This window comes from Allobosea sp. LjRoot9 (assembly GCF_964252745.1).
GTDB lineage: Bacteria > Pseudomonadota > Alphaproteobacteria > Rhizobiales > Beijerinckiaceae > Allobosea.
The window spans coordinates 172,671-197,464 of sequence record NZ_CAXUPC020000008.1 but is presented as its reverse complement, the minus strand read 5'-3'; the positions used below and the strand labels follow the sequence as shown (position 1 = coordinate 197,464).

27 protein-coding genes and 1 tRNA gene are annotated in these 24,794 nt (G+C 64.0%); 6 read left to right on the top strand and 22 right to left on the bottom strand.

Annotation, left to right across the window (positions count from 1 at the left end; translation table 11 throughout):
- Nucleotides 1-47: 47 nt before the first annotated feature.
- Complete coding sequence (locus tag ACSQ3P_RS25230) at nucleotides 48-467, bottom strand: hypothetical protein (protein ID WP_436168213.1); 420 nt, start codon at nucleotides 465-467, stop codon at nucleotides 48-50.
- A 136-nt stretch (nucleotides 468-603) separates the two neighbouring features.
- Here ACSQ3P_RS25230 and gph point away from each other — a divergent pair, with 136 nt between their 5' ends.
- From gph to ACSQ3P_RS25215, 3 genes are all read left to right on the top strand, one after another.
- Nucleotides 604-1,308 (top strand): phosphoglycolate phosphatase, encoded by a 705-nt coding sequence (gph, locus tag ACSQ3P_RS25225; protein WP_436168212.1) that lies wholly within the window; start codon nucleotides 604-606, stop codon nucleotides 1,306-1,308.
- 70 nt (nucleotides 1,309-1,378) lie between these two features.
- Nucleotides 1,379-1,453, top strand: a tRNA-Val gene (locus ACSQ3P_RS25220).
- 199 nt (nucleotides 1,454-1,652) lie between these two features.
- Nucleotides 1,653-1,907, top strand: a complete 255-nt coding sequence (locus tag ACSQ3P_RS25215) for a DUF7696 family protein (RefSeq protein ID WP_436168283.1) — start codon at nucleotides 1,653-1,655, stop codon at nucleotides 1,905-1,907.
- A 153-nt stretch (nucleotides 1,908-2,060) separates the two neighbouring features.
- On the opposite strand, the gene ACSQ3P_RS25210 is transcribed toward ACSQ3P_RS25215, so the two are convergent.
- The 6 genes from ACSQ3P_RS25210 to ACSQ3P_RS25185 form a co-directional block, all read right to left on the bottom strand.
- Complete coding sequence (locus tag ACSQ3P_RS25210) at nucleotides 2,061-2,294, bottom strand: hypothetical protein (RefSeq protein WP_436168211.1); 234 nt, start codon at nucleotides 2,292-2,294, stop codon at nucleotides 2,061-2,063.
- Nucleotides 2,295-2,439: 145 nt separating this feature from the next.
- Nucleotides 2,440-2,730, bottom strand: a complete 291-nt coding sequence (locus ACSQ3P_RS25205; RefSeq protein ID WP_436168210.1) for a DUF7696 family protein — start codon at nucleotides 2,728-2,730, stop codon at nucleotides 2,440-2,442.
- A gap of 149 nt (nucleotides 2,731-2,879) precedes the next feature.
- Nucleotides 2,880-3,446: a hypothetical protein gene (locus ACSQ3P_RS25200; protein WP_436168209.1), complete on the bottom strand. Its 567-nt coding sequence runs from the start codon at nucleotides 3,444-3,446 to the stop codon at nucleotides 2,880-2,882.
- 173 nt (nucleotides 3,447-3,619) lie between these two features.
- Complete coding sequence (locus tag ACSQ3P_RS25195; protein WP_436168208.1) at nucleotides 3,620-3,844, bottom strand: hypothetical protein; 225 nt, start codon at nucleotides 3,842-3,844, stop codon at nucleotides 3,620-3,622.
- Complete coding sequence (locus ACSQ3P_RS25190) at nucleotides 3,841-4,713, bottom strand: glycoside hydrolase family 108 protein (RefSeq protein WP_436168207.1); 873 nt, start codon at nucleotides 4,711-4,713, stop codon at nucleotides 3,841-3,843. Before ACSQ3P_RS25190 ends, ACSQ3P_RS25195 begins: the two co-directional genes overlap by 4 nt.
- A 206-nt stretch (nucleotides 4,714-4,919) precedes the next feature.
- Nucleotides 4,920-5,318 (bottom strand): hypothetical protein, encoded by a 399-nt coding sequence (locus tag ACSQ3P_RS25185; protein ID WP_436168206.1) that lies wholly within the window; start codon nucleotides 5,316-5,318, stop codon nucleotides 4,920-4,922.
- 115 nt (nucleotides 5,319-5,433) lie between these two features.
- On the opposite strand from ACSQ3P_RS25185, the gene ACSQ3P_RS25180 reads away from it, so the two are divergent.
- Nucleotides 5,434-6,210 carry a toll/interleukin-1 receptor domain-containing protein gene (locus tag ACSQ3P_RS25180; RefSeq protein WP_436168205.1) on the top strand — a complete coding sequence of 259 codons (777 nt, stop codon included), beginning with the start codon at nucleotides 5,434-5,436 and terminating at the stop codon, nucleotides 6,208-6,210.
- 95 nt (nucleotides 6,211-6,305) lie between these two features.
- Here ACSQ3P_RS25180 and ACSQ3P_RS25175 read toward each other — a convergent pair whose 3' ends face one another.
- Nucleotides 6,306-8,051, bottom strand: a complete 1,746-nt coding sequence (locus ACSQ3P_RS25175) for a tetratricopeptide repeat protein (RefSeq protein ID WP_436168204.1) — start codon at nucleotides 8,049-8,051, stop codon at nucleotides 6,306-6,308.
- A 213-nt stretch (nucleotides 8,052-8,264) separates the two neighbouring features.
- Nucleotides 8,265-9,017 carry a class I SAM-dependent methyltransferase gene (locus tag ACSQ3P_RS25170; RefSeq protein ID WP_436168203.1) on the bottom strand — a complete coding sequence of 251 codons (753 nt, stop codon included), beginning with the start codon at nucleotides 9,015-9,017 and terminating at the stop codon, nucleotides 8,265-8,267.
- Nucleotides 9,018-9,058: 41 nt separating this feature from the next.
- Here ACSQ3P_RS25170 and ACSQ3P_RS25165 point away from each other — a divergent pair, with 41 nt between their 5' ends.
- Nucleotides 9,059-9,403, top strand: a complete 345-nt coding sequence (locus tag ACSQ3P_RS25165) for a hypothetical protein (protein ID WP_436168202.1) — start codon at nucleotides 9,059-9,061, stop codon at nucleotides 9,401-9,403.
- A gap of 19 nt (nucleotides 9,404-9,422) precedes the next feature.
- Here the strand turns inward: ACSQ3P_RS25165 and ACSQ3P_RS25160 are convergent, their stop codons facing one another.
- Complete coding sequence (locus tag ACSQ3P_RS25160) at nucleotides 9,423-11,222, bottom strand: hypothetical protein (RefSeq protein ID WP_436168201.1); 1,800 nt, start codon at nucleotides 11,220-11,222, stop codon at nucleotides 9,423-9,425.
- The gene (locus tag ACSQ3P_RS25155) at nucleotides 11,222-11,560 is read right to left on the bottom strand and encodes a hypothetical protein (protein ID WP_436168200.1); all 339 of its coding nucleotides are present in this window, start codon (nucleotides 11,558-11,560) and stop codon (nucleotides 11,222-11,224) included. Before ACSQ3P_RS25155 ends, ACSQ3P_RS25160 begins: the two co-directional genes overlap by 1 nt.
- 159 nt (nucleotides 11,561-11,719) lie before the next feature.
- On the opposite strand from ACSQ3P_RS25155, the gene ACSQ3P_RS25150 reads away from it, so the two are divergent.
- Nucleotides 11,720-12,214 carry a hypothetical protein gene (locus ACSQ3P_RS25150; RefSeq protein WP_436168199.1) on the top strand — a complete coding sequence of 165 codons (495 nt, stop codon included), beginning with the start codon at nucleotides 11,720-11,722 and terminating at the stop codon, nucleotides 12,212-12,214.
- Nucleotides 12,215-12,354: 140 nt separating this feature from the next.
- Here the strand turns inward: ACSQ3P_RS25150 and ACSQ3P_RS25145 are convergent, their stop codons facing one another.
- From ACSQ3P_RS25145 to ACSQ3P_RS25095, 11 genes are all read right to left on the bottom strand, one after another.
- Nucleotides 12,355-14,481, bottom strand: coding sequence for a hypothetical protein (locus ACSQ3P_RS25145; RefSeq protein WP_436168198.1), 2,127 nt, complete (start codon nucleotides 14,479-14,481; stop codon nucleotides 12,355-12,357).
- Nucleotides 14,481-15,494 (bottom strand): hypothetical protein, encoded by a 1,014-nt coding sequence (locus ACSQ3P_RS25140; protein WP_436168197.1) that lies wholly within the window; start codon nucleotides 15,492-15,494, stop codon nucleotides 14,481-14,483. The genes ACSQ3P_RS25145 and ACSQ3P_RS25140 overlap by 1 nt, the downstream gene beginning before the upstream one ends.
- Nucleotides 15,495-16,331, bottom strand: coding sequence for a hypothetical protein (locus ACSQ3P_RS25135; RefSeq protein WP_436168196.1), 837 nt, complete (start codon nucleotides 16,329-16,331; stop codon nucleotides 15,495-15,497).
- A 10-nt stretch (nucleotides 16,332-16,341) separates the two neighbouring features.
- Complete coding sequence (locus ACSQ3P_RS25130) at nucleotides 16,342-16,968, bottom strand: hypothetical protein (RefSeq protein ID WP_436168195.1); 627 nt, start codon at nucleotides 16,966-16,968, stop codon at nucleotides 16,342-16,344.
- Nucleotides 16,968-17,264 carry a hypothetical protein gene (locus ACSQ3P_RS25125; RefSeq protein WP_436168194.1) on the bottom strand — a complete coding sequence of 99 codons (297 nt, stop codon included), beginning with the start codon at nucleotides 17,262-17,264 and terminating at the stop codon, nucleotides 16,968-16,970. The genes ACSQ3P_RS25130 and ACSQ3P_RS25125 overlap by 1 nt, the downstream gene beginning before the upstream one ends.
- Complete coding sequence (locus ACSQ3P_RS25120) at nucleotides 17,264-17,890, bottom strand: hypothetical protein (RefSeq protein ID WP_436168193.1); 627 nt, start codon at nucleotides 17,888-17,890, stop codon at nucleotides 17,264-17,266. The genes ACSQ3P_RS25125 and ACSQ3P_RS25120 overlap by 1 nt, the downstream gene beginning before the upstream one ends.
- A complete protein-coding gene (locus ACSQ3P_RS25115) occupies nucleotides 17,890-19,260 on the bottom strand; it encodes a hypothetical protein (RefSeq protein ID WP_436168192.1) in 1,371 nt (456 codons plus the stop codon). The genes ACSQ3P_RS25120 and ACSQ3P_RS25115 overlap by 1 nt, the downstream gene beginning before the upstream one ends.
- Entirely contained in the window at nucleotides 19,260-19,631 is a 372-nt protein-coding gene (locus tag ACSQ3P_RS25110) for a hypothetical protein (protein WP_436168191.1), read from the bottom strand. Before ACSQ3P_RS25110 ends, ACSQ3P_RS25115 begins: the two co-directional genes overlap by 1 nt.
- A gap of 441 nt (nucleotides 19,632-20,072) precedes the next feature.
- Entirely contained in the window at nucleotides 20,073-21,308 is a 1,236-nt protein-coding gene (locus ACSQ3P_RS25105; protein WP_436168190.1) for a P22 phage major capsid protein family protein, read from the bottom strand.
- Between the two features lie 121 nt (nucleotides 21,309-21,429).
- Nucleotides 21,430-22,287, bottom strand: coding sequence for a hypothetical protein (locus ACSQ3P_RS25100; protein WP_436168189.1), 858 nt, complete (start codon nucleotides 22,285-22,287; stop codon nucleotides 21,430-21,432).
- Nucleotides 22,288-22,585: 298 nt separating this feature from the next.
- Entirely contained in the window at nucleotides 22,586-24,787 is a 2,202-nt protein-coding gene (locus ACSQ3P_RS25095; protein ID WP_436168188.1) for a portal protein, read from the bottom strand.
- Nucleotides 24,788-24,794 lie beyond the last annotated feature (7 nt).

Below are 24,794 nucleotides of genomic sequence, written 5' to 3'. Positions count from 1 at the left end.
AAAATAGCGGGTTATTTCGCCTGGGCAGGTTGTTTCGCCTGGGGCCATTATTTCGCCTGGGGCGTGCAGACCACCTTGTCGTCGAAGACGTAACAGACGCTCATCTCGCCGGTGCGGATGTTGACGCGGAAGATGCCGCCCTCGCGCTCGTGTCGCGACGGCACGAGCTGGTAGTCGCTGGGCGCCTGGGGCCCGGCCCCCTCGCCCGCCGCAAAGCAGATCGTCATGCCGACGCCACCTTCCTTGAGCTGGAACTGGCAGGCCCCGACCTCGCCGGTGGCCTTGTCGATACGATAGACGCGGTTGAGATCGGTCTGCGGCGCCGGCGCGAATTCGAAGGGGGCAGCAATGGCCGGGCCGACCGCCACGATGCACAGGCCAGAGGCCGCCACGAGGCGCACCAGCTTTTCCAGGGAGTTTAACACCGCAGCATTCCTTCCAGCGAATCGGCGAGACGATATCACCATCGATGAAGCTTTTGCCGACAGAGCGGCATCAGTGCGGCGTCCACAGCCTTTCCGAAGCAGCCTTAAGCGGGCTAAGAGGCTTTATACCCCCCGCGCCCCCCGCCCGGAGAGGCTTGCCCATGAGAGAGACCTGCCCATGAGTCTGCCCGCCATCGTCGTGTTCGATCTCGACGGCACGCTCGCCGAGACCGCGCCCGACATCATGCGCACGCTCAATCTCATCCTGGTGCGCGAGGGCCTGCCTGCCCTGCCGCTCGACCGCGCCCGTGAACTGGTCGGCGCCGGGGCCCGGGCCCTGATCGAACGCGGCTTCCGCGTCTCCGGCCGCCCGCTCAATGAGGCGACGCTGGAGCGACTGTTCGAGGATTTCCTGCTGATCTATGCGCAGGACGCCGCCTCCAACAGCCATCTCTTCGACGGCGTGTTGGAGGCGATGGATGCGCTTGCCAGCGAGGGCTATGTGCTCGCGGTCTGCACCAACAAGCCGATCCTGCATACGCGGTTGATTCTCGATCATTTCGGCATCACCGGGCGTTTCGCCGCCATCGCCGGGCGCGACAGCTTCCCCTTCCACAAGCCCGATCCGCGCCATCTGACCCTGACGATCGAGGCTGCCGGGGCCGATCCGGGGCGGGCCGTGATGATCGGGGATTCGCGTACCGACATCGCCACGGCCAAGGCCGCCGGCATTCCCTGCATCTGCGTGCCCTTCGGCTATACCGACGTCGCGATCGAGACGCTGGAGCCCGATCTCGTGATCCAGCATTTCGATGCCCTGCCCGACGCCGTGCGCCAGGTCTTCGGCCAGCAAGCGCTTGGTCGCGTGCCCATGCATTCATGAGGCCAAGCATTTCTTGACGCCGCTCATTCTTGACGCCACGGCGCGCGCCGACTAGGAGAAGCGCCGGTGCGGGCGACTAGCTCAGCGGTAGAGCACTCCCTTCACACGGGAGTGGTCACAGGTTCGATCCCTGTGTCGCCCACCATTTTCTTTCAGTCATTGCGGACCCCGCCCCCGACAGCCGTCCAGGTGTCGCCGATGATGGTTCGTGACCGGCGCGATGGCCCAACCGTGCGGGCGTCGGGCTAAGGCCATTGCCAGGCGGATCACCAGCCGTCCCGACAGATGCCCGGCAGGCGCGCAGGAGGTAGGGTCTCCGCTCCAAAGGAGATTCGCCTGTGCCTATGCCTGCCCCGTCATTCACCTGGTCCGACCTCGCCGGCCGCGAGGTTTCGACATCGTCCGAGGAATGGCGGCTCGAATGCGAGGTCGCGTATCTGCTCAGCCTGCCGCTACTGAAGCGCAACGCGATGCTGGACGGCGTGACCGGCTCGACCGATCGCGATGCGCGCGGCATCAAGGGCATTCGCGGAGAGGCGGCGGTCGTGGCGCTGCGGGCGCAGATCCAGCGGTTGAGCGAGATCAGGAAGCGCGGCTGAACGAAAAAGGCTCGGCTCGCCGAAGCAAAGCTGGGCATGCGCGCAGCCGTCCAGAGCAAATTCCGATCCAATTGGATCGTTCAATAGCTCTGGCTCGTTGTTTTAACGCGTTTTCTTCACGCGAACCGGTGTCCGCTTCGCTCGCATCTTGCTCTACGCGCCGCTGGTCTGCGACACGCGCAGCCCGAACTGGTGCAGGACGTTTTTCTTGAGGTCACCCTCATCGAGCGCCAATGGCGCAAGGTTCGCGACGAGATAGGCAAGCCTTGTGCGTTCGCTATCGCGCTCCGGCTCAGGGATGGCATCCTTGAGCTCGTTCCATGCAGCCTCCATCACCGCACAGGCTCGGGCCAGGTCGGATGGGTCTCTCAACGACGAAAAGGGCATTCTCTTTCCCCCGGATTGACAACGACGCGGGAAATTTAGGAGCCGCTACGCGTGCCGCAAGTCCTTGTCGCAACGAAAAAAGCGCCTTGGCGCCATGAAAAAGGGCCCACCGCCCCCGAGGGAAGGACGGCTCAATTGGCGAGGCTTATCGGACGAGCGCGGGAACCGCATCGCTGCGAAGCCGGAACAGGATGATCTGGCTTCGCAGGAACCTGACCTCCGCCGGTCCCCTGATCGCCGTGATGCTGCGGTGGCTTGCCCTGCGCCCGAAACCGGTCAGGATATCTTCCAGGCAATCGGGCGAAAGCGAGCAGAGAAATTCGACTTCGCGTTCATGGCGAAATTCCTCGGACGCGTTGGAGATTAATTCACCGGTCAAAACAGATTTTACCGGCGTTGATCCTGCTAAATCACGGGGAGTTCTATTGGAAAACATGGCAAACCTCCTGGTGAGCAACCTTTCCAGGCCGATTACGTTCCACAGAATTCGAAATCAGGCTCCGCTGAAGTAAAACCTGAGCCCCCCCCGCACGCTCTCAAGCCAGGCGCCCTCCGGCGATCTGGACTCAAGGCCCGCCATTCCGATCAGGGCGGCGTCGGCCTTCGCGCCACCAGTTCGCGCAGCAGCTGTTCCAGCGCCCGCATCCGCTCGTCCTGCGAGCGGATGCGCTCCTCATGGCGCGCCATCACAGCGTCGAAGCTCTGCGCCTGGTCGATGAAGCGGCTGCTCATGGCCGCGCTCTGCTCGACCAGGCCGAGCTTGACCCGATCGGCGGCCATGTCGCGCTGCCCCTGCTGCTGGGCGGTGTTCAGGGCGGTGATGGCATCGCCCTGTCCGCGCACCGAGAGCGTCACTTGCGCGAGCTGAGAGGCGAGATCGAGCCGCACTGTGGCGATCTGCCCGTTGACGAGAAAAATCAGGCCGCCGAACAAGACCGACGTCACCACCACCGCCGTGCCGATCATGCCGACGATCTGCGGCATGGTCAGGCGGGCGGATTTATGCGCGGCGCGGTCCTCCTCCGCCTTCTCCGACCACTCCCTTCGGAAGCTCTTCAGATCCTGGCCGAGGTTCTCGAGGTTCGCGCCGAGCAGCTGGATGTCCGTCTCGACCTTGCCGAGTCGGCGATCATAGTTTTGGGCTTCGGTCATCATCGGCATAGCCCCTGACATTGGGCGCGCGCTTTCCGCCTGGGCGCCGGCATGTCGCTGACGATCATGCCGGACACCAGGCGCCGCGACGGGCATTGTTGCCCTTGACGCCGTCGATGGTCTCGGGCGTGTCCCTGGAAGACCACAGCACAGGCTTCCACACGGTGCAGACCTCAGTCACGCCGGTAGCCGTCGTTTGACAGCCGGCAAGCAGGGTCAGCGAGACAGCGAGTATGGGCGTCGTCAGCCATCGTTGCATCGTCGAGCTTCCTTCGGATGGTGTCGGCTTGTTCGGCACGCTCGGCGTCGCGGCCGCTCTGCTTCGCCTGATGCCATGCCCCGGAGAGCGCGAGCGCGACCAAAACGCCGAGCGCGAGACAGACATAGAGCCTGGTCATGCCGTCACCCCCGAGGGCAGATCGAGCGCTTCTGCGATGTCATGCGCGCGTCGGGCCGCATACCAGCGATAGCCAAGCCCCACGATGATCAGGGCGGCGCAGATGAGTGTGAGGCCGACGATCAGGTAGTCGATGAAGGTCGAGCTCCCGGCCAGCGGCTCCAGCGTCTCCCTGGTCGACTGGAGCACTCCGGCAATGCCGCCCGAAGCGATCCCTGCGCCGCTGGCGGCGTCGGCCGGGGCCTTGGCCGGCAACGGGCTGGCGTTCTCGATCGGCGCCTTGGCGCTCGCCCCCATGAGCGCGTTTGCCCCAATGAACGCGACGCCCTTGCCATCGTCGTTCGCGCCGGCCGCCCAGGCCTGCCCGATCCTGCGGACCTGCCCGACACGAGAGGACCAGCCCTTGCCGAAGCGCCCCCAGGTCCTGAGCGCCTTGAGGAAGGCCAGCCGGCGCTCGCAAATGGCTGCGATCAACGCGTCATGGTCAGGATGCGCGTCGATCGCAGCCAGCGTGGCGGGGCCGACGACGCCATCGATCCGCGTCACCATGAGCGCGCGCTGCAGCCATTTGACCGATTGATGCGGGCCCGAATTCACCGCCCCGTCAAAGACGACGATGTCGATGCCCGCCGGAAGCTGGTCGCCCCTGATCTGGTTCCAGTAGCCCTCGCGATAGATCGCGTCGCGCTCCGGGGCCGTCATCCTGTAGACATCCTGCCGGGGCTTGCCATCGCGCTCCCGCCAGCCGTCATAGACACGCTGGATGACGCCCTGGTTGGTGCGGCCGCCGGGATCATGCGGGTCATCGACCTTGCCGCCCTCGAAGATCAGGACGTGCTTCATGCAGGCGGCGAAGTTCTTCGCGGTCATCGGCAGTTACCTTTCCGCACGCGGGAGATGCCGGTCCAGAGCGCGCCCATGCCGCCATCGCGGCGCGCATGCTCTGAGGGCGGCGAGCCGAAGCGCGCCGGCTGGGGAGCATGGGACAGCTTGGAAGGCGGGGCGGGGAGCGGACAGGCGGAGGGGCCGCAGCGAAAGCGCAAACCGGCAGCGCCGCGGCGGGATTTTGATCTCAATCAAGGAGAGGGCGTCAAAAGCGCCGTATCGAACCGGACAATGGGACGACGTTCGAAACTATCATTTGTGTTGCGGCGTTTGCAGCTCAGGCGCGCGAGAGCGCCGCGCCCGAAGCTGCGCCTGGTGATCGTCGATACCGCCCCTGTGAGCAGCACGGACACCGCCGCGCCCACCATGTCGCCGCTGGCCCTGGCCCCGGCGGCCGACGAGTCAAAGGCGAGCTGGGAGATGTCCCCTAAGCCCGTCTGCCTGGTCGCGAGCGTTCCCTGTGCCTCGGCTTGCGACAGCACGGTCCACGGCGCCACCGACAGCGCCTGAACACGGCGGAGATCACGCCGCAGGGCGCCAGGGTATAGCCAAAGCACCGCCAGCGCCGTCTGCACAGCGAGCGTGTCCATGAGACTCCGGAGGTGGGAAATCGGCCGTAGGCGAGCCGCTTCGATGACGCAACGTCGCTGGCCTCACTCAACCAGAGCGTGCTACCAGTCGGCGATCGCAAAAGGGAAGGTTGCTATGCCTAAGCTGTGGCTGACCTACGCATGGGTCGACAACAACGACCAGAATGTCGATTTTGTTATCCAGCAGCTTGAGGGCCGCGGGATCGAGGTAATCTACGATCGCGCCGTCTTGAATGTAGGCCAGCGCCTTTGGTCCCAGATCGACAAAGGCATTACCGATCCGACGAGATGCGACGCGTGGGCCATTTTCACGACTGCCGCCAGCCTAAAGAGCGAACCCTGCCAGGAGGAGTTGGCGATTGCGCTCGACCGAGCATTGAGGGCGCGATCGAGCAGCTTCCCTCTCATTGGCATCTTCGCGGAAAAAATCGACCGAGAGTTGATCCCATCGGCGATCGCGACGCGGCTCTATGTCAATCTCACCGATCCCGATTGGCTAGACCGGATCGCCGCGGACTTGACCGGCAGTCCCAGGCCGAAGCCCGGCCCAGTCGACCCAGAAGTTATTACGACACACTATCGACCAGACGGCAGGATAACCCTTGAAATTCGGCCGAGGACCGGCCGCTGGTACCCTGCCGCGGTTCTTACCAAGAAGGCCGAGCGAGGAATGCTCCTAACTGTAGAGCATGGCCCGGTAGGCTGCCCGCCGATGACGTCGATGACATCAACCGGAGATATCTTTTCAGAAGACGGAGAATGGGCCGGGCGCGTCATCCACAATGAAATCAATGCGGGTAACAGCCTCTATGCAACTTTCTCCGCGGTGCCGAGCGCTATCGCGTTTGGGCAGCCGCCAGAACTCCGCTACATTATGAATCGACCCATTTGAGCGGAAGCCAAGGCGCCCAACGTCGCCACCCTCGTCATCTTGAAAAAGCCGCCCGGAGCCGGCTGAATCGGTTTGATCGTCAAGAGGGGGTAGGCCTAGGAGGCCTTGCCCAGAGCGACAAAGGATGAGGGAACCTCCGCCTCAGCAACGCTTCTCGCAAGCCGCTCCGCATCCTCGACCCCACGTGCATGCTCTGGGTTTTCAGGCTCCAGCTCGCGCGCGCTCGCAAATGCTCGGGCAGCCTTGGCATGGTCTCCGACTTTCAGCTGCAGCCGGCCGAGGAAGTGAAAATGCCAGGCCTCGGCAGGCTGGCAGCTTGTCGCCACCTCGGCAGCCCGGATAGCAGCATCATCATTGCCCAGGCGATACTCGAGTTCGCCCAGAAAATAGGAATACCCTGCCCGCTGGGGCGCGGTTTCGGCTGAGAGCCTACTGTAGCGTGCAGCCTCCGCGAGATCGCCAGCGCCAAGAAGAGCTGCGGCCTTTTGATGATAGCATTCGGCCAGTAACTGCCGGATGGCAGGCAGGTTCTCATTTAGGGCCAAAGCCGACCGCGCGGCTCGAATGGCCCCATCGTAGTCGCCCAGGGCCACGTGAGATTGGCTCGCATGCATCGGGTAGCGATACTCGCGAGGCTCAAGCTCTGCGGCTCGAGAGAATTTCACGACGGCCTCTTCGTGCAGACCCGCTTCCGCCAAAAGGCTTCCGAGGTGATGGAACAGCCAGGGAATGACAATGAGCGTCCCCGCGCTGCGGCCCGAGGCCGGCTCGACCGCCCGCCTGCCGTACTCAATGGCCTTATCGAGGTCTCGTCCCCTGTAGTAGCAGTCGCTCAGATAGAAGTAGGCTTCCGAATCCTGTGTCGCCGTCAGGCCACCCTCTGCGATGCGAGCAGAGAAATAGTCGATCGTGCTTTGGAGGGTCTGAGCACGGCGGGTCGACAACTGCTCGATCAATCGGTCGATCGCCGAGATCTGCGGGGTGTGAGCCCCGCTGTCCATTGCGAACCGATTCATCGCCGCCTGGTAGGCGAATATCGCCTTGCTACCGAGGATCATAGCTGAATCCTGGTCGCCGCGCCGAGCCTGCTCGACCGAAAGCATATCCAGAATCGGCCCATCATTCGCGAACCGACCATCGGCTTCCAGCAGCAATTGCTGAAACTCAGCCTCACTGATCCCGCTCGGGTCTTGCAGGAACTGATATCCGAGGCTGCGAGCCGATTTGGTGGCGACGAAACTGATCGTCTCCAGGTCGTAACCAAGCTCCGCCGGTAATGCCGGGTCGAGCCGGGACCAGAAATCCAGAACGAGACGCTTGTCCAGAGAGCACTCCAGCCGACGATAAGCCTCGACATCTTCCGGGGCGAAGGCCAGCGACATCGGAACCGAAGCAACATGCCCACCGCATTCGCTGGCCACCCCGGCCTCAATGAGGCCGCCGACATAATCGGAGCCGCCGTCCAGGGTCGCCTCATAGGAGACGAGCGATCCATGCCCCGCGGCGCAGACGGCGCTCCACCCGCTATAGTAGTGCGAATATACGTCCGCGAAGGATGCGGGGCTGTCCAGGCCGTCCTTGAAGAACTCGGGGCGCCGAGTAACCAGGTCACGCGGCGAATGAAGCAGGCAGCTCTGCAGCCACATCACCGGATGGCGTGTGACGACCAGAAACCGCTTGCCCTCCATCGCATCGGCGCATTCGCTGACGAAGGCGTGCTTCCAGACGCCGGACCGCGTGGTGACATCGATCCCGAACCGCTCCCGGATCAGGCTGCTGACGTAATTCGTTCCGGACCGTTGGAGGCCAACTAGGGCCATCAAGGCTGTGGTCGTAGACATCAATTCCCCGGAAGCATCAAAATTTGATGCCACCTAACTACCTGAATCGCAACTTTTGGGAAGCCATGCTCCCAGCAATTTGGTTGCTCAATATGTCCAGAACAGCGGCCTGCCGTTGTCCTCGCTGCATGGTGAAATGCTGGCCAATGGGCATTGGGAAGCCGTGCGTTCTCCTACAGCATCAAATTCTGATGCTGCCCGGCTGCCTGAACGCTACTTAAAAAGCCAAGCCTGGAGCCCGGCATAGTTGTTCCACAACCGCCTATCGACGCCGCCCATATCATTGAAGACATGCGTCAGGCCTTCTCGGCTGTAGAGGCTGATGTGCCCGTTATGGGGGCCGAGATACCACCAGTCGCGATCGAGGGACGCAGGGTCCCATTGCGCGGTTTGGAAGGCGAAGACACCCGGCGACTTGAGATGAGCCCGGATGAAATCGAAGATCGCGCGCGGATTCGGCAGATGCTCGATCACCTCGCAGGCGGTGATGACATCGAATTTCTTATCGCCGAGATCCGGCAGGAACCACTCCTTGCCCACCTTGGGCGGAATGATATCCGTTCCCCAGGTCTTCAAGCCAAGGCTGCGATGGCTCATATCCAGGAATCCGCCAATGCCGCAGCCAAAATCGAGGATCTCGATCTCGTCGAGCCGTTTGCGCAAAAGCTCGTTGGCTAGAGCGACCAGGCGGAATGTCTCGGTGACGCGACCATACCAGTCGGGATCCTGATTATGCCAGTAGGTCTCGTCATAGATCTCGGTGTGATCGTCGTCATCCAACGCGGGGGTGAACAGAAAATTGCAATGAGAGCACTGATAATACCAGCAATCATCCGGCTCATCAGGGATAGGGTGGTTGGCGCGTTTGTTGTGGGGAAGGCCAAACTGAAGCTCTGATGGATTCCCGCAGAGCTTGCAGCTTATCGTCTTAGGTGCCTGCTCTCGGGTCAGAAACTTAGTCGCCATCTGCACACGCTCTCGTACGATCCTGCTCGATCGTACGTATCGTGAGCGTTTGTGATTTGCTAGATCAATCCGGCCTCAAAAGCGCGAACGCTGGTACATGGTCAGCTCCGAACCAGCATCAGCTTTCGCAGAAGGCGAAGCTCGGCGAAACCGCGAAGCGTCTGGACGACGGTCGCGCCATCATCGTCTTTAATCTTGGTGCGCGCGAGACCGGCCTCCTCGTCCAGAAAGATGCATCCATCCAGCGATTTTCCATTCAGTCACCGCTCGAAGGAATGCAGGCCAAGGAAGAAATCGGGGCTATTGCGATCGGTAGAAATCCGCATCGGGCGACGGTGTGTTTGCAGCATACTCCTCAATCCGTTGGGTGCCGCTCCTCTGCGTAGCGCACCTTGGGACGCCGCCTCAAGTATCGTTCACATTGTCCGCCATGGTGACATTGGTCCCAGTCCCGGTGTTGAAGCCAGTAACCACGTCGCGATAAGTGTTATCCTTGATGACCCCGTTTTTCGCAGCGGCGTTGATGCTGAGTGCATACGCTGCCCGGCTAGAACAATCGAAATCGCACCCGATGAATTTGAAGCCGCGCGCGGTCGGATTAAGGTGAACTGCTGAGTAGCTGCCTGCTCCCGCTTTCGACATGTCGCTGAATGTGGTGCCAATGTATTGCGTCCGCTTGCCACTTTCGTCCACAGCCTGACGCTGGCAATTGGTAATCCGACCGCCAATAAACTTGGTGTCGAGCATATTCTCTCCCACAAACACGGCTGCGGTGTCCGCGCCTCCCTGCCCAACCGCACCAGAGGTGTTGCTGATATCGCAGCGGTGGAACTCGGTACGGAAGCCGCGATCCAACACCGCGGCGGCCTCCGTCGCGCGGTCAACCTCGAACTTGTAGAAGGCGCAAAATGACGGCAAATCAGCCAGCACCGTCGAGGTGGAAATCATTTGAAGGCCGCGTTTCACACCGAGAGCATAAAATCCGTTCGTGTGCACGCCGGCCACACGGCCGCTAATGACGAGGCCGTGAGAGCCCGCGCAGTTTGCCTGAACCGTAAACTCGTCAAAGACGACGATATCGGTTCGATAAGCCGTCGCTGGATTGCTGACGACACGAGCGCCTATGCCGGTAACAGCATAGGGCATGTTGATGTGGCAACGGTTGAAATAAATCGAATTGCCATGCTCGACTCTGACACCTTCGACCGATCCATCCGAGATGAAATTGTGCACCTCGCAGATATTGGCGTGCGTAAAAACGACATCGCGCTGGCCGGATGGCTGGGAATCCCGGTAGATGTATAGGTCGCGAAGGTAGACGTAGTAGACTGGGTTTGTGCCGTCCCCGACAATGAACACATCGCCACCAGCAGCTGTGACTTTAAGCCTAGCCTGCTGACCGACGCCTTGGATCTTCACGCGCGACCCAGTCACGCCTGTCTTGTGGCCGTAGATAGGGCCGCCAATTTTCCAATCCACCCCCGGAGCAATTGGCGGAAGCCATGCGATACCACCGCCATTCGTGATGACGCGGTCAATACAGGAATTGATCGCTGAGGCATGATTGGCATCTGCTGCGGCGGCGCCATCGAAAAGAGGCGTGCTCCCCGTCCGCTGGATGATATCGCTCAGCGTCGCCGGGTTCGCCATATCCTCGTAGCTGAATTCGGCCCGCTCAACTGCGACGCGCACCTGCGCCGGGACCATCAGCTTTGCCGTGCCCACTAGTGCCTCGGAATCCGCATCGGCCGCCAATCGAGCATCGATCTGCTGCTTCGTCCGCAGCGGCGACATCAGCTTGTCATCGTCCGTCCCGGCCTCCGCGACAGCCTGACTGGCTAATCGGGCCGTGGTCTGCTGAGCCGTTCGCAGCGGCGACATCAGCTTGCCATCGTCCGTCCCGGCCTCCGCGACAGCCTGACTGGCTAATCGGGCCGTGGTCTGCTGAGCCGTTCGCAGCGGCGACATCAGCTTGTCATCGTCCGTCCCGGCCTCCGCGACAGCCTGACTGGCTAGTCGGGCCGTGGTCTGCTGAGCCGCCCGCAGTGGGGACATGACCTTCTCGGCGTCAGTCCCGGCTTCCGCCTGTAGCTGCGTGGCATAGTCTCCTTCAGCCAACGGCGGCGCCGGCGGCCCGACAAGGCCGGGGCGGAACCGCATTTTCAGCGAGGACGGTCCGCGCGCGACAATGCTGACATCGGGCATCAGAAATTCCCCTCGGTAACGGTGACTGAACCGTCGAAGACCTGGATCGTCTTGCCGGTCGCGATGTGGGTGATCCGGCAGCCATGCCGGTACTGACCGGCGCAAAGGCGCATCGCCTCGGGCGGCTGAAAGGTGATGGTGTTTTCGCTGGGGTCGACAGCCAGGCCGTCACCACCGGTGAGCGACAGGACCGCGCGGCGATCGCTCTTCAGCTCATAGGCGTAAGCGTAGTCCGCCCAGGGAAAATCGGAGCCGTCCGCAAGCGTCCATTCGCAGGTGAACTCGTAGGTTTCGTCGTCGGTCGCGGAAACATTGACCTGATAGGCAGCGCCGGCCATGGCGGCTCCTCATGGAAAAAGCCGCCCGGTGACGGGCGGCTTGGGGAAGGTTCGGATTGGCTGAAACAGCCGGGGACTTGGCAAGGTTTGATATGGACTTGGCCCCCTACCCTACGGCAGGATCAACAACCTGAGGGACCGCTTGGCGGGCGATGACATATGAAAAACCTGCTTCTCTGGTATCTGCCGCAGGCGGGGCTTTTCTGCGGAACGCTGTGGCTTGTCTACGTCGATACAATAGCGAGGGGGCAGCAGCCAAATGTAGGTGTCATGCTCATCGCCGGGGCGGTGATCGCCGGCGTCTACACCGCCGCAGTTATAGCCGTGCGGGATGCCCCTTTGCATTTGCGGGGCATCGGGCGCTGGGGGCGCCGGGTTTTTGCGAGCCTGCTCTTGGCTATCGTCGTTACAGCCTTCGTCCCCAGCCTGCTCGCGCTATACCAGACAGGTGATTTCCTCTCGACCTTGTTCGCTTCAGTTGTTGTATTCGGGTTTCTTGGACTAATCTGGGCCACCGCCTTGGCGTTGTGGCACAGCTTCACCGTTCGCAAGTCAAACGCCTCTGCTGCGCCGGAGCCAAACGTCGAGAGGATCGCGAAAAGCCCCCGGCCCTCGCCCCCTGGCTCCCTCACGCATTTGCGGCAGGATCGCTGAATGAGCGGCGAGGGCATTTTGGATACGCCTGTCTCAGCCTGGCGACCCGGATCACCCCGGGTTGGGCGTGTGCGAAGATCAAAAGGCGTCCCGATCGACAGCCCTGCAGCCTGCACCGGCGCGGCCATCTCATCATGGGCCTATTTGCGTGGTTGCGCGGCCGCAATGGCCTGCGCGGCCATGGCAGCCAGCCGGATGGCGAGAGCCTGAGCCTGGCTGGAACCAGGCGCGGCCTTCGCCAGCCGCCTGAATGTCTCGATTCCCGCCGGGTCGGTGATGAGCCGGGCGATCTCTTCGGTATTCTGGCCCAACCGCCACCGCTCATAGATTTCCATGGCCTTTTTCGGCCATTTGATGCGGCCGTCCACCGCCATCCCGGCAGCGTCTGCGACCATCCCGCCGCCCCCGCCCTTCAAGGCATCCTCCGTCTGCTTGATGAAGGCGGCTTGCGAGCCGGGGTGCAGGCGCTGGCCGGTCGCGCTCAGGATGTTCAGGAACTCGTCAAAGCCGTGCAGGAGTTCCGGGCCGCCAACGCCCTGGATCGCAGCGGCGAGGTTTTCCGCCCGCTGCGGGTTTCCCTTCAGCGCGGAGACGAAGTCCGCCCCTCCGAACTGGTTCGGCCTGGCTTGAATCGTCTGGGTCGCATCATTGAACACGCTCTCGACATGGGCGCGGACGAGCTGGCGCGCGGCCATGGGGTTTCGCCGCGTCAGAGCCCCAACGGTATCCGTGATTTCCCGAGCGCTCCCCGCCAGAAGTTTAGTCGGGAACAGAACCTCGATCGCCTCGCGCGTGCCGATGTCGCGCTTGGCGATCTGCCCAAGCGGGCCAGCCATCAGTGGCTCGAGATATTTCTGGCGCAACGCCTCCCGCTGAGCCCGCACGGCCTCATATGATCCGACTTGCGCAGGCTGTGTGGCGGTAGCCGCCCGCGAGCCTGTGGCCCTATCCGCGGCGGCTATCGGCGCGGTGCGGGCATCGGAATAGGCGGAGGTGGCCATATTGCCCGCACCCGCCTGCCCCGGAACGGCTGCATGCTCACCCATGCGGCGCTGGACCACGTCGATCACACCGACCGCATCGTCCGGCAGATTGGCGATTGTCCGGTTCAAGGCCGGGGTGCTGCGCACCTCCTGGAACACCTGCGCATAAAGCGGGTCAGACATCAGCGCATCATGCACTTGCGGGCCGACACGTTGCGCTTTTGCCGCCTGATAGGCCGGGCTCGTCGCGCGATCTATGATTCCAGTCGCCTCTTGAATTGTATCGTCGGCCGCGCGACCGATGGTAGGACCGAGGGTCGAGGGAGCCTGGGATTGCGGCGCGAGGGCATCAAACGCCTGCCGGCCCGCCGCCTCGACCTGCGCAGGGCGCTGGGCCATGAAGTTGGCCATGATATCGCCCCCACCGACGGAGTCCTCGGTGAAGCGCTGAAGCTTGACGAGACCTCTGCCGCCGCCATTGGATACCTGCGCGATGGCTTCCGGCCACGTCAAGGTCATGCCGCGTGCTTGAGCGGCCTGTATGAGCTGCCCCGCCGCGACAAGGGTCGCCTCGTCAACGCCGCGCAGATTGGTAGAAAGAGTCGTCGCTGTGGCGGGGCGCGTTGTGAGAGCTGCAAGACCCCCAGTCACCACAGCCGCGCCACCGCGAGCCAACGGTTCAAGAGGCGTTCCCTCCGTCGCCTGCCCCGCCCGCTCGGCCGCGATACCTGGAGCGACAGCATAGCGCAGCTGATTGGCAAGCGAGCGTCCGGCACCGGGGATGAACTCACCCACCGTCTGCGCATATTTGCCGGCGGTGGTCTGCGGCTCGTAGAGCTTGCCCGTCAGGTTCTCAAAATCCTGAGTTAGCGCGGCCGCCCCGATACGCGCGGCGGGTTTGTTGGCCCTCCATTCCTCAGTGAGTGGGCGCCTGTCCAGACCGGGCAGAATCGCCCAATCAGGAAGATGAGGGGTGACGGTGTCGGCGACCCAATCAGCGCCCATCCCTAGGCCTTGGGCCGCGAGACCCGGCAGCCCTGCAATCCCAATCGCGCCCTTGATGATGCCGGTCGGCAGCGCCTGCCCCGCATCTGCCAGCGTCGATTTCACACTGTCCCACGCCGAAGGAGCGGGCGCGGGCTCATTGGTCGGTGTGAACCCTTCCGGCGATGCGGGGATGTCGCGCTGGCGGCGATTTGGCGCGACCGTGACGACAAGCGGCCCGCTGCCGGTATCAACAGGGAGGTCATCGATGAGGATAGCACCGCGAGGAAGTTCAGCCATTATTCCGGCCTCCACTGGTTGTTGCGCAGAGTGATGATCGTGCCGTCCGGCATGCGAGCGCGTGAGCCTTCACGAGCCTGCGGCTGGGCAGGAGGCTCCTGCGCCCGCCCTTGCGGCGGATCGCCACCCAGGCGCCCGTTCACCGCAGACTGGATCATCGCGGAGGGATATCGAGCGCCGGCCGCGCCATGCTCCTGCGCGATCAGCGCCTGCATGAAGGCCTGCGCCCGCTGCGGATTGGCGAGCTCGAGATCCTGATCAGGGGCAAGGCCCATGGCGCGCGCGATGTTGGCGGCGGCAGTGCTGTTGCCCGGCGTCCAGCCGTTGCGGCCGGCGATCAACTCATCAGCCGTGCGCTTGCCGCCCTGATATTTGCGCAGGGCCAGGCCGTAAGCCGCGGACATGCCGGCCTCGGGCGAGTTGAACACGCTTTGCGGATCGCCCTGGTCGGTATTCCGGGACGGCCCGAGAACGCCGGGAAAGGCGGCATTCCCGGCATATTTGAGATTGCCGGGATTATTGTTGCGCATGCCGGCCGGCAAGGCGGGGTTGCCATAGCCGAACCGGTTGCGCTGCTCCATCTCGGCTTCAAGCCGCTGCACATCCTCCTCGGTCTCGGCCACTCGAACCGGGCGCTTGAACGCGCGCTGCGCCGGGCTTGCGGGCGTAGCTGGCGCGACCGCGGCCTGCGGTGCGTCCGCAACGGCTGAGCCCGGCGCCGATAGCGCGCCCGGCGCAATGAGATTGCTCGCCTCCGCATCGCTCGCTTGCGCGCGCGCCCTCGCCTTCTCACTGAGCGCAAGGATGCTTGCCGCGCCCCTGGCGTCGCCGGTCGCGAGCAGGCCCCGGGCGACCTTCAGATAGCCCTCGGGCGAGCCGTCGAGCCTCTGGCCGATCTCGGCGAGGCTCTGGCGCTTATGCGCCTGGTCGAGGGCGTTGTTATAGGCCTCACCGAGATTGCCGAGCGCAGTGAAGTCTGCGGCCGGAGGTCCGAGATTCCAGGGCTGTACCATTTAAGAGCCTTTCGTCGGGGCGGCGAGGCCCATAAGGCTGAGGCCGCCAGTGAACGGGGCCGCGAGCACGCTCACCGCCGTTTTGGCGAGGTTTGCGCCGAAATTCATCCGGTTCTGCGCTGCCTGCTGGCCTGCCAGCAAAGCACCGCTGCCGGCGCCGATCTTCGTGTTCGACATCTGGTTGAGGTTGTTGAGACCGAGACCGGCATAGCCCTGAAGGGCTCCCGCCTCCTGCCCTGCCGCTCCGGTATAGACACCGGCCTCATCGCGGCCATTCTGAGCCTGAAGATTGCCGAGCTGCCCGAGGAGCCCGGTCTGCTGACCTGTCGCCTGCAAGCCGGTGTTGGACAGGCCGTTGAGCCTGTCCTGCCAACCGCCGTACTCCTGATTGGCGAGCTGCGAAGACCTGTCGGTGATCGCCTGCATGGTGTTACCGGAGCCGAGCGCGCCGAGCGCCGACTGCTTGCGCGCCACTGCATCGACGGCCTGGTCTCGCTGGTAGGCGTAGCCAGGCGATTCCTGAAAGGCCGCGACCGCCGCGGCATTGCCACCGGCCCCATTGAGCCCGAGCGAGTTCTGATAGGTCGAAAGCGCCGATTTCCCGGCGTCCACCCAGGGGTCATAGCGAGAGACCGCCCCGTTGATCGTGCCGGTCGCATCCGAGAGCCCCTGCCCGAGGCTGGCGAGCGCGCCGGTCCTGCCGCGATCGATCGCGCCAAGCGTGTCGGTCTTGGCGGCATCGATAAGCTGGTTGCCGGTCGCGTAGTCCTGCAACGCCTGGTCCGTCGCCCACATGCCGGCGAGACGGCCGGCGCGGCCTGAAAAACTTGAAGCCATGGTGATTTCCTCAGTAGTTCGTCACATCGACGGCGGCGTAAGAGCCGTCCCGCGCGAAGCCGACGACAGCGCCGAACGCCACCGTGCTTCGAAGCGCTTCGATCACGTTCCCGTTCGTGCGAAGCGAGTAGGTGTCATAAACACTAGTGCCGCCGGGGACGGCGAAACCATACATCGGCATCCCAAGGACAAGCGCAGCTAGGTCGCGCCCAGCCGGCCCCGTGTATCCGCTGGTCCCGCCAACCGTCGCGACAATGCGCAGCGGCTTGAACTGAGAGTGGAAGATCAAGGCGCCGGAAGCATCCATAACCTTGAGCCCGACCGTCTCGGTTGGCGTGGGGGGCTTCCCGAAGGCATAGACGGTGAAGGTGCACGCCCCGGTCGTGAGAGGGTTATTGTAAAAGGAGAGGCGAAAGGTCCACGTGCCGCCGGATACGCTGCAGGTCGTCACCGTGAACGTCTCCGGATAGACCTTCACCGCTATGGCGACGATATCGCCCGATACAGAATAGTCATAGGCCGTCGTGACCGGCGTCGAAATTGTGGCGGTGAACTTGTCGATGAGGACGAGATTGAAATAGCTCTCGTCAATCTGGATCGTGCCGGAATCGTTGTAGATCTTGATGCCGGTCGACATCAGTAAACCCCATAAATCAGCATATGGTCACCTGACGGAGAGGCAATGTTGTAGTTCATCGTCATCCCCGCGAAGGAGATGATCGGCGCGGCCATCGAGTTATTTGGCTGGTTTGGCGCTCCGGCATTGATCCGCAAAGCGATGCAATACGGCGCTCCGGTTGCGAACCCAGCATCAGTGACTGAACCCGTGGCGCCCGAGGGTACCGCGATATTCCCCAGGACACGGGATATCCGCGTGGTTCCATCAAACGTCAGGTTGCCGGAGGCGTCCCAGACTTTGAGGCCCGTCGCCATTAGATGTCGATGCCCATGGCGACCCGAAGGACGTTGCCGGCGTCGTAGATCTTGCTGTTCTTGTAGGTGATCTCCTGGCGCTCGCCTGAAGTGCCGGAGCGAATGACCATCGCGGAATTCAACACCCAGACGCCACTTGCGTATGTGAACACCGGCTGCGATGTCCCGGCATCCGTGAAGACGAACTGATTGGCCGTCATGCCGATGGCGGAACCGCCGCCGCTGAGGGCAAGCGCCTCAAAGCCGGCATAGGACGCCCCCGCAGTCAGGTAGAGCCCATATGCCGCCGCGGCACCGGCCGGACCAGCCTTCGCGGCGAAATAGATCTGTCCGTTGGCCGTCGCATCATCGACGCTGGCGGCCACTGTGGTGACCTGGGCCGCCAGCGCGTTATCCGCGTCGGCACGCGCGATCTGCTCCTCCTCGATTGCCGCCGTGTTGTCGCCGACGCTGTCGGTCAGCGTCGTGACCTTGGTGGTGAGGTCGACCACGCTCGCCTTCATCCAGCTCCAGAGCGAGGTCAGCCAGTCATGGAAAGCCGTCTTGGGCTTGCCCGTGCCGGTATCGACCAGCGCAATGTCGGTGGGCGGGACGAAAGGGATGGAATTCGGGTCGATATCGGCCATCACGCCGCCCTCGCATCGATACGGCTTGCCGCCGCCCCAAGGAACGAGAAGTCAGCCGCCCCCTCCCAGCGAAAGCGGACGATGAGGCCCGCCTGCGTCGAAAGCCCGAGATTGCTGACGCTCACCGGCCATTTGTCGGCCTCGGCCAGCGAGCGCGGAAGCTCCGTGCTCCAGCTCTTGCCGCCGTCATGCGACCAGGAGACGTAGATCGTGATCTGGGCTTGCGTGCAATCGGCGGAGAGCCTGGCCGCAACCCGGGCCGGAAAATCCTTCAACGGCCCCGATTGAATGAGGCCACCGAGCACAGCGCCATTCTCCGTCAGCGTGTCCGACATGCCAAGCAGATCGCCGCTCAGCGCGTCCCCGAAAACCCATTGATCGCCGGAATAGGTCGAGAACTTCGCCCTCCAGCGGGTCGCCCCGGTGCTGACGCGCTCGCACCAGGCCTGGGCCTCCACGTCGAACAGCCATGTCCCGATGTCGCTGGAGACGGCGATGCGGGAGCGGCCTTTCCAGACGAAGGCGGTGATCTCGACCGTGGACGCCGTCGATGCCGACAGGAAGCGCTCGACATCCGGCGTCGAGACGGGGGCGATCTCATAGCCGCCCAGCGCCATGACGCGCTTGTCGGCCGAGACGAAATAGGTCGGGGCGTTCCAGCTATCCTCAAAACCGGCGACGGCCATTGTGGTCAGCAGGCCCACCTGCATGACGGTGGGCGAGCGCTGGAGCGGAAATGGCGAGGCGCCGATGTTCTTCCAGGGCTCGATCGTCGTCCCGCCCATGGCATAGGAGATGTTGCCGCGCACGATGATGCGCCGCAGGCCATCGGACCGGGCCTCCGCCGTGGCGAAGCTCAGCGCGTTGATGTCGGTCGAATTCAGTTCGCTGGCGAAGACCCGGCCATCGCGGATCGAGAACAGGAAGAAGCCCTCGAGGAAGGTGACGCTGTTGACCGTCGCGGGCAGATCCGCGTCGGGATAGGCGCTGACCGTCGTCGCGGTCAGGACATAAGCGCCGCCGCCCTCCCGCACCGCGACGATATCGGGCGTCGAGACGCCTGATGTCACGTTGTTGTTGCGCGCCAGCGTGACGCCGTCGGAGCCTGGGATGGAGCCCGTCAACGTCGCGACCGTCGTCCCCGTCACGGTGGTGACGGAGCCCGTCCAGACGACATAGAGCACGCCGTTGACATCGAGCAGGCCGCGAATGCCGGCCTTGCCCGTTGCCACGAGCCGGGCGAGCCCGGCCGCGCGCCTGACATAGGAGCGCCCGCCCTCCTCGACCGCCTCGCAATTGACATAGCGGCCCTCGCCCTCGCCCGGCCGAACGCCCGGCGTCGAGGATTTGGGAAAGGGAAGCGGCGGCATCAGAGGATGCCCCCATGGCGGCGGGGCACAAGCGCGCTCTCGACGCGCAGCATCCGTCCGGTTCCGCCGCCGATGCGCTGGATGGTGCGCAGTTCGCCCTCAGTAAGTTGCTTGGCGACAAGGTCGCGCGGCCGGCCGAATTTCGGGCCGCAGATCTGCGCGAGATAGGCCACAAGCGCGTCGAAAACCTCGTCGTCGATCTCCTGCGCATCGGGGATGTAGATGACGTTGCGCTTGGCCAGGCCCGCCAGCACTGGGTCGATGCGCTGCTCGACGAAGGCGGTATCCTCAGCGCTGGGCACCTGCCCCGAGGCAAGCGAAAACAGCTCTCCGAGCACCTCGCGAACGAGATCGGCTTTGGTCTGGCTCATGGTGTGCCTCGCGAATGAAAGGGGGCGGCCTGGGTCCAAAGCCCGACCATGACGGCAGGGCTCGGGAACCCTTCTCCCCTGGCGGGAGAAGGTGGCTCGGCGCAGCCGAGACGGATGAGGGGGCGCTGTGAGCTCTCCGCCTAGCCGAACACGACGCCAACCGGACAGGGCACGGCGCCCCCTCATCCGGCGCTGCGCGCCACCTTCTCCCGCCAGGGGCGAAGGGAAGAGGGCGCGTCGTCCTCGGGCGGAGCGAAGCGCAGAACCCCAAGAATGACGCTCTACGATGGATCCCGGATCGGCGCGGCTTCGCCACTCGTCCGGGATGACGGCGTGTCTCCGAGGATGAACAGCATCCGCTCAGAGGCCGTCAGGATCATGCCCCGCCAACGAAAAGGGGCGGCCCGAAGACCGCCCCTCCTATTGCCCGCGTCAGCGCGCTCAACTGCCCGACAGGCGGACCGCGAGGCGCGGATCGACCGTCTTGACGCCGTAGAGGATGTCGAGACGCCAGGCCGATTTGTCGTTGGTGCCGTCATAGACCGGGATCACGCGCGCATTGATGTTCTTGTAGGTCTCGCGCGAGACATCGACGGCGCCCGGCGGCTTCACCAGCGGCACCACGACCAGGGCGAACGCATTCTTGTGGAAGACGAGGTTCTGGGCGTAACCGGTTCCCCCAACGCCGAAAAATGTCATCGCCGCATTGTCCGCCGGCACGGCTGAGACCGTCTGGAAGGCGCCCGAGCTGATGATCGGCGGCGAGATCGTCAGCGTCGCATTGCCCGAGGCGTCCGAGGACGCGTCCGCCTTGACGACGAACATCTTGAGATGCGGCAAGGCCGCCTTGGTCACCGGGTTGACGTCGAAGACACCGGCGATGGTGAAGACGTCGCCGGCCTTGACGCGGGCAGCTGCGGCCGCCGTCCAGCCATCCGTGATCAGCGACTGGCTGCCGATGTCCTTGACCGCGGCATAGGTCACGCCCTGCGCGCCGCCATTGACCAGCGGCGTGCCGCCGAGCGGGCCGACAATATGCGTCGGCACGTTCTGCGACATATAGGTGTCGATGCCGCCGATCTCACCGATGCGGCCCTTGCGATAGGCCCCCTGCGCGACGTTCTGCATGTAGAGCGCCGTCTGCGAACCGGCCATCGCCCAGTAATCGGTCGGGCTCAGCACGCCAGAGCGCATGTCCTGCGGCACGGCGCCGAGATCCATGCGCGTTGGCGCCTTGGCGAAGTCGGCAAACGCATCCACGGTCTGGCCCGGCGTGCCGACCCAGTTGGGCACGTTCCTGTATTCCGCCATCACGTCGAGATCGATCTGGTTGGCGAGCTGGACCATGGCCGGCTTGATGACGCGCTCGGCAAGCTCGTCGATGTTCAGCGTCAGCTCTTTCGAGGTGAAGGCGAAATCGACGCCCTTCTGCTTGTCGACCGTGATGGTGGTCCGCCCTTCCGTCACGTCCTGGCTCGCCATCACGGCGCCGTCACGCACGGTGAAGTCGGTCGGCTTGCGGATGGTGATGGTGTCGCCGGCGGAGTAGCCGTTCAGCTTCTTGTCGAACTCGTCCTCATAGCCGCGATAGACCATGCCGGCCATGACGAGCTCGTTTTCGAGAATGCGCACCGCCGTTTTGGCGACGATGGAGGGGGTAAGCGTGGTGTTTGCCATGTTGGCTGTTCCTCAAGGGCGTTTCGAGCGAAGCGGGGACCGCTTCGCGGGAAGAAAGCGCGTTGAAACAAGGATCTGGAGCCGTTGAACGATCCGGCTGGATCGGCTGCGGCTCCAGGGCTTAAGCCCGGTCGCCGTATTGCCGCTTGAGATACGCCTCCATGCGGGCCTCCTGGCTCGATGGGCTGGCGCCGCCTTTGGGAGCGGTTACGGGCGGTGGGGCTCTGGTTGCGGTGGTGGGCTTGGCCAGGGACAGGCGAGCCTCGATCTTGCCCATTTCACGGGCGGCGCCGAGCGGCGACAATCCGTTGAGGCGGCGCAGATCGGCGGGATTCCTGGCGAAGTGGTATTGCAGCAGCGCGCCCTTCTCGCTTTCGAGAATGAGCTGCCCCACGACGGGAGAGACGGGGTGCGTCCTGTCATTCGTCTTGCCGACGACATCGAGGAAGTCCGGGATCACCTTGGCCGCATCACTGACGCGATCATTGAAATCCTCGACAAGATCGCTCATCCGCTCGGCGGAGTGAGAGGCGACCTGGCTTGCCAGCGCCTTCACCTCGCGGGTGACGATCCTGCGTTCCGCCTCATAGGCGGTCAGCGCTCGCTCGTAAGCGAACCAATCGCCCCTGAAATCGTCTTCGCTGGGCGGGTCGCCGATTTCCCTTCGGACAAGGCCGTCGATCGCCGCGCCGTCGTCTACCACCGGGGTGCGACTGCGCAGAAGTTCGACCTCGTTGCGAAGCGCATCGCGCTCCCGCTTCAGCCGTTCGACGCCGGAGCGGCGCTTCTTCGGCTTGTCCTGCTCTTCCTCTTCGCCTGCACCTTCCGGCTGTTGCCCGTCAGTGCCGTCCTGCTCGTCAGTCCCTGTTTCGGACGCCTCCGCGGCTTTCGCCGTGGTGCCGTCCTCAGACTGTTCTCCGTCGGCTGGCGCGCTTGCGCTCGCCTGCCCGTTGGCCAGGTCGTCATCCTCGTTGATCATGCTGGTTCCAAAGAAAAAGCCGCCGGGAAAGGCGGCTTGCTCATCATCGCGGCCTGCGCCTCATGCGCCGGCCTGGCGTGAAGTCCTGTTCAATAGGCGTCTGAGGCTCGCGCCTCAGGGTAGGCTCCGCCGTCATTCCGGGGCGATCCGAAGGATCGAGCCCGGAACCCAGAACCGATGCCGCTGCTTGGGAAGGCGCGGGTCGCCGGCTCGCTTCGCGAGGACACGCATCGGTTCTGGGTTCCGGGCTCAGGCCTGCGGCCTGCCCCGGAACGACGGCGGAGACTAACGCCAACGCTTAGCGCTGAAGGCCGTCAGTATCGGTGGCCAAGGCCTGCGCCTCGCGCAAGGCGGCACCGTGCTGCGCCATCGCCATATCCGTTTCCGCCCTGGCCTCCGCGCTGCCGGCGCCCCGCCCGATCGCCCCGATCTGCGCCAAGGCGAGGGCTCGCCTCGCCTCGATCAGCGCGATCTCCGCCTCGGTCCTGCGCGCGGCGATTTCGGCCTCCCGCGCCGCGATCGCCCTCGCATTCTCCGCATCGGCGAGATCGCTCTGCGCCCTGGCGAGGTCGATCCGGCGCTGCTGTTCCTCGGTCGCGATCTGCGACTGGGTCTTCGCGCCGTCCATCTGGATGCGCGCGCCCTGCGCTTGCGCCTGCTGCTGCGCCGCGACCGCCTCCGGCGAAGGTTGCGCCGGCGGCTGCGGTGGCGGCTGTTCACCCGATCCTTGAGCCTCCATCTGCTGGATGGCGGGCGGCAGGCCCAGTTTCAGGCGCTTGGCGATCTGGTCCTTCATCGGCCAGTCCTGCGCCTGGACATAGAGATCGCCGATCAGCCCGAACGTACTGGGCACGGACTGGACGAGGGTCGCCATGCCGTCCTTGGCCTCCTCGCGCCTGGTCGAATAGGACGGCCCCTGCTCGATCACCACGTCATAGGCGCCCACAGACAGGTCGTTGAGTTTTTGGGCGGTGGCCGCTTCGCCGTCATCGCCCTCGCCGCCGACGACCATGCCGACGGCCTGGTTGATGCGCAGCGGCGTCATCCTGCCGTCCTCGCCGACGATGCGGATGGTGCGCTCGGTGTCGTAGATATGCGGGATCAGGTCGAGCACGATCACGCCGGTGTGGCGGACCGCGCGGGCGAAGTTGTCGAGATAGACGAAGGTGCCGACATCGCCCTCGCGCTGACGGGCGAGGATCGCCCGGCCGCTCTTCTCGTTCGAGGCCTCGCCGAGCCCGGCCTGGTGGATGCCGATCACCGACATCATGTTCTCGGCCGCAAGCTGGAGCCCTTCCGAGACGCCCTGCGACGACACCGGCGGCTGCACACGCTGCGGGGCGGCATTGCCGTTCGACGGATCCGGCGTATAGCGCAGATAGGGCCTGGACTCGGTGTTGGCGTTCTCCCACTCGTCCTCGTACTCCTCGAAATTCCGCTCGGTGCCGAGCCAGGGCGCCTTGGGCTGGAGCGCGATGACCTCGGCCTGTTTCGAGGCGAAATAGTTGAACATGCGCTGCGGATCGCGGGCAAAGCGCACGATGCCGTGGCGGATGACGCGCGGCCCGATCCGGATCTCCTCGCCGAGCAGGGGCACGATCGGGATATAGCGGCCGGGCCAGAGCGCAGGCTTTTCCAGGATATGGCCTTGCGTGATCAAGCAGCGATAGATTTTGAAGCTGTCGCGCTGATCGATGCGGGCGCCTTGCTGCCGAAGTTGCGCCAGTTCCTCGGCCGCCGCCTCGGTGACGTCGCGGATCGTGCCGTCAGCGGTCAGGGCAAGCGTGATCCGCGCCGGCTTCTTGTAGAAATACTCGGCGACGCGCACCGTGCTGGTGGTGACCCAGCCCTCGAAATGGCCTTCGCTCTCCCCGCTGAAATCGGTGACCGGCGCGTCCGGGTATTTCTCCTTGTAGGCATCGATCGCGATATCGACGGGCACGAAGCACCACATCGCGTCCTTGCGGGTCAGGTCGACGGCGTCCGGGTCCCAAACGACCGAAACGCCGTCCTGCACCAGCTGGATGCCGATCTCCTGGTTGAAGGTGGTCTGCGAGGCATATTCGGTGATGACGCGCCAATGGCCGATGCCGCTGTTGACCTGGCTGTCGGCGGCGGAAAAATAGGTGCCGGGCGCATCGCAGCGGTTCTCGATGTAACGGATGATGCCGGCGCGCAGCTCGGCCGCCGCCTCGTCGCCGCCATCATCGACCGGAACCACCTTGATCGCGGGCCGGCCCTGGCGAATATCGCCGGTGACCTGGCGCACGAATTGCGGGATGCGGTTGATCGTCAGGCACGGGGCCTGATCGGCCTCGCGCTGGGCGATCGCCTCCTTCGGCCACTGGTCCCCGGCGCGAAAGCGCAGATCCTCATAGGCCTGGTTGATGTTCTCGCGTTCGGCGTCATAGCCTGCCGACCAGCGCTTGGCCGCCTGGGGCAATAGCTCGTCGGCCGCAGAGGCCGAGGCGTTCGCGTTATCATCGTCTTGAGCGATCATGTCTGGT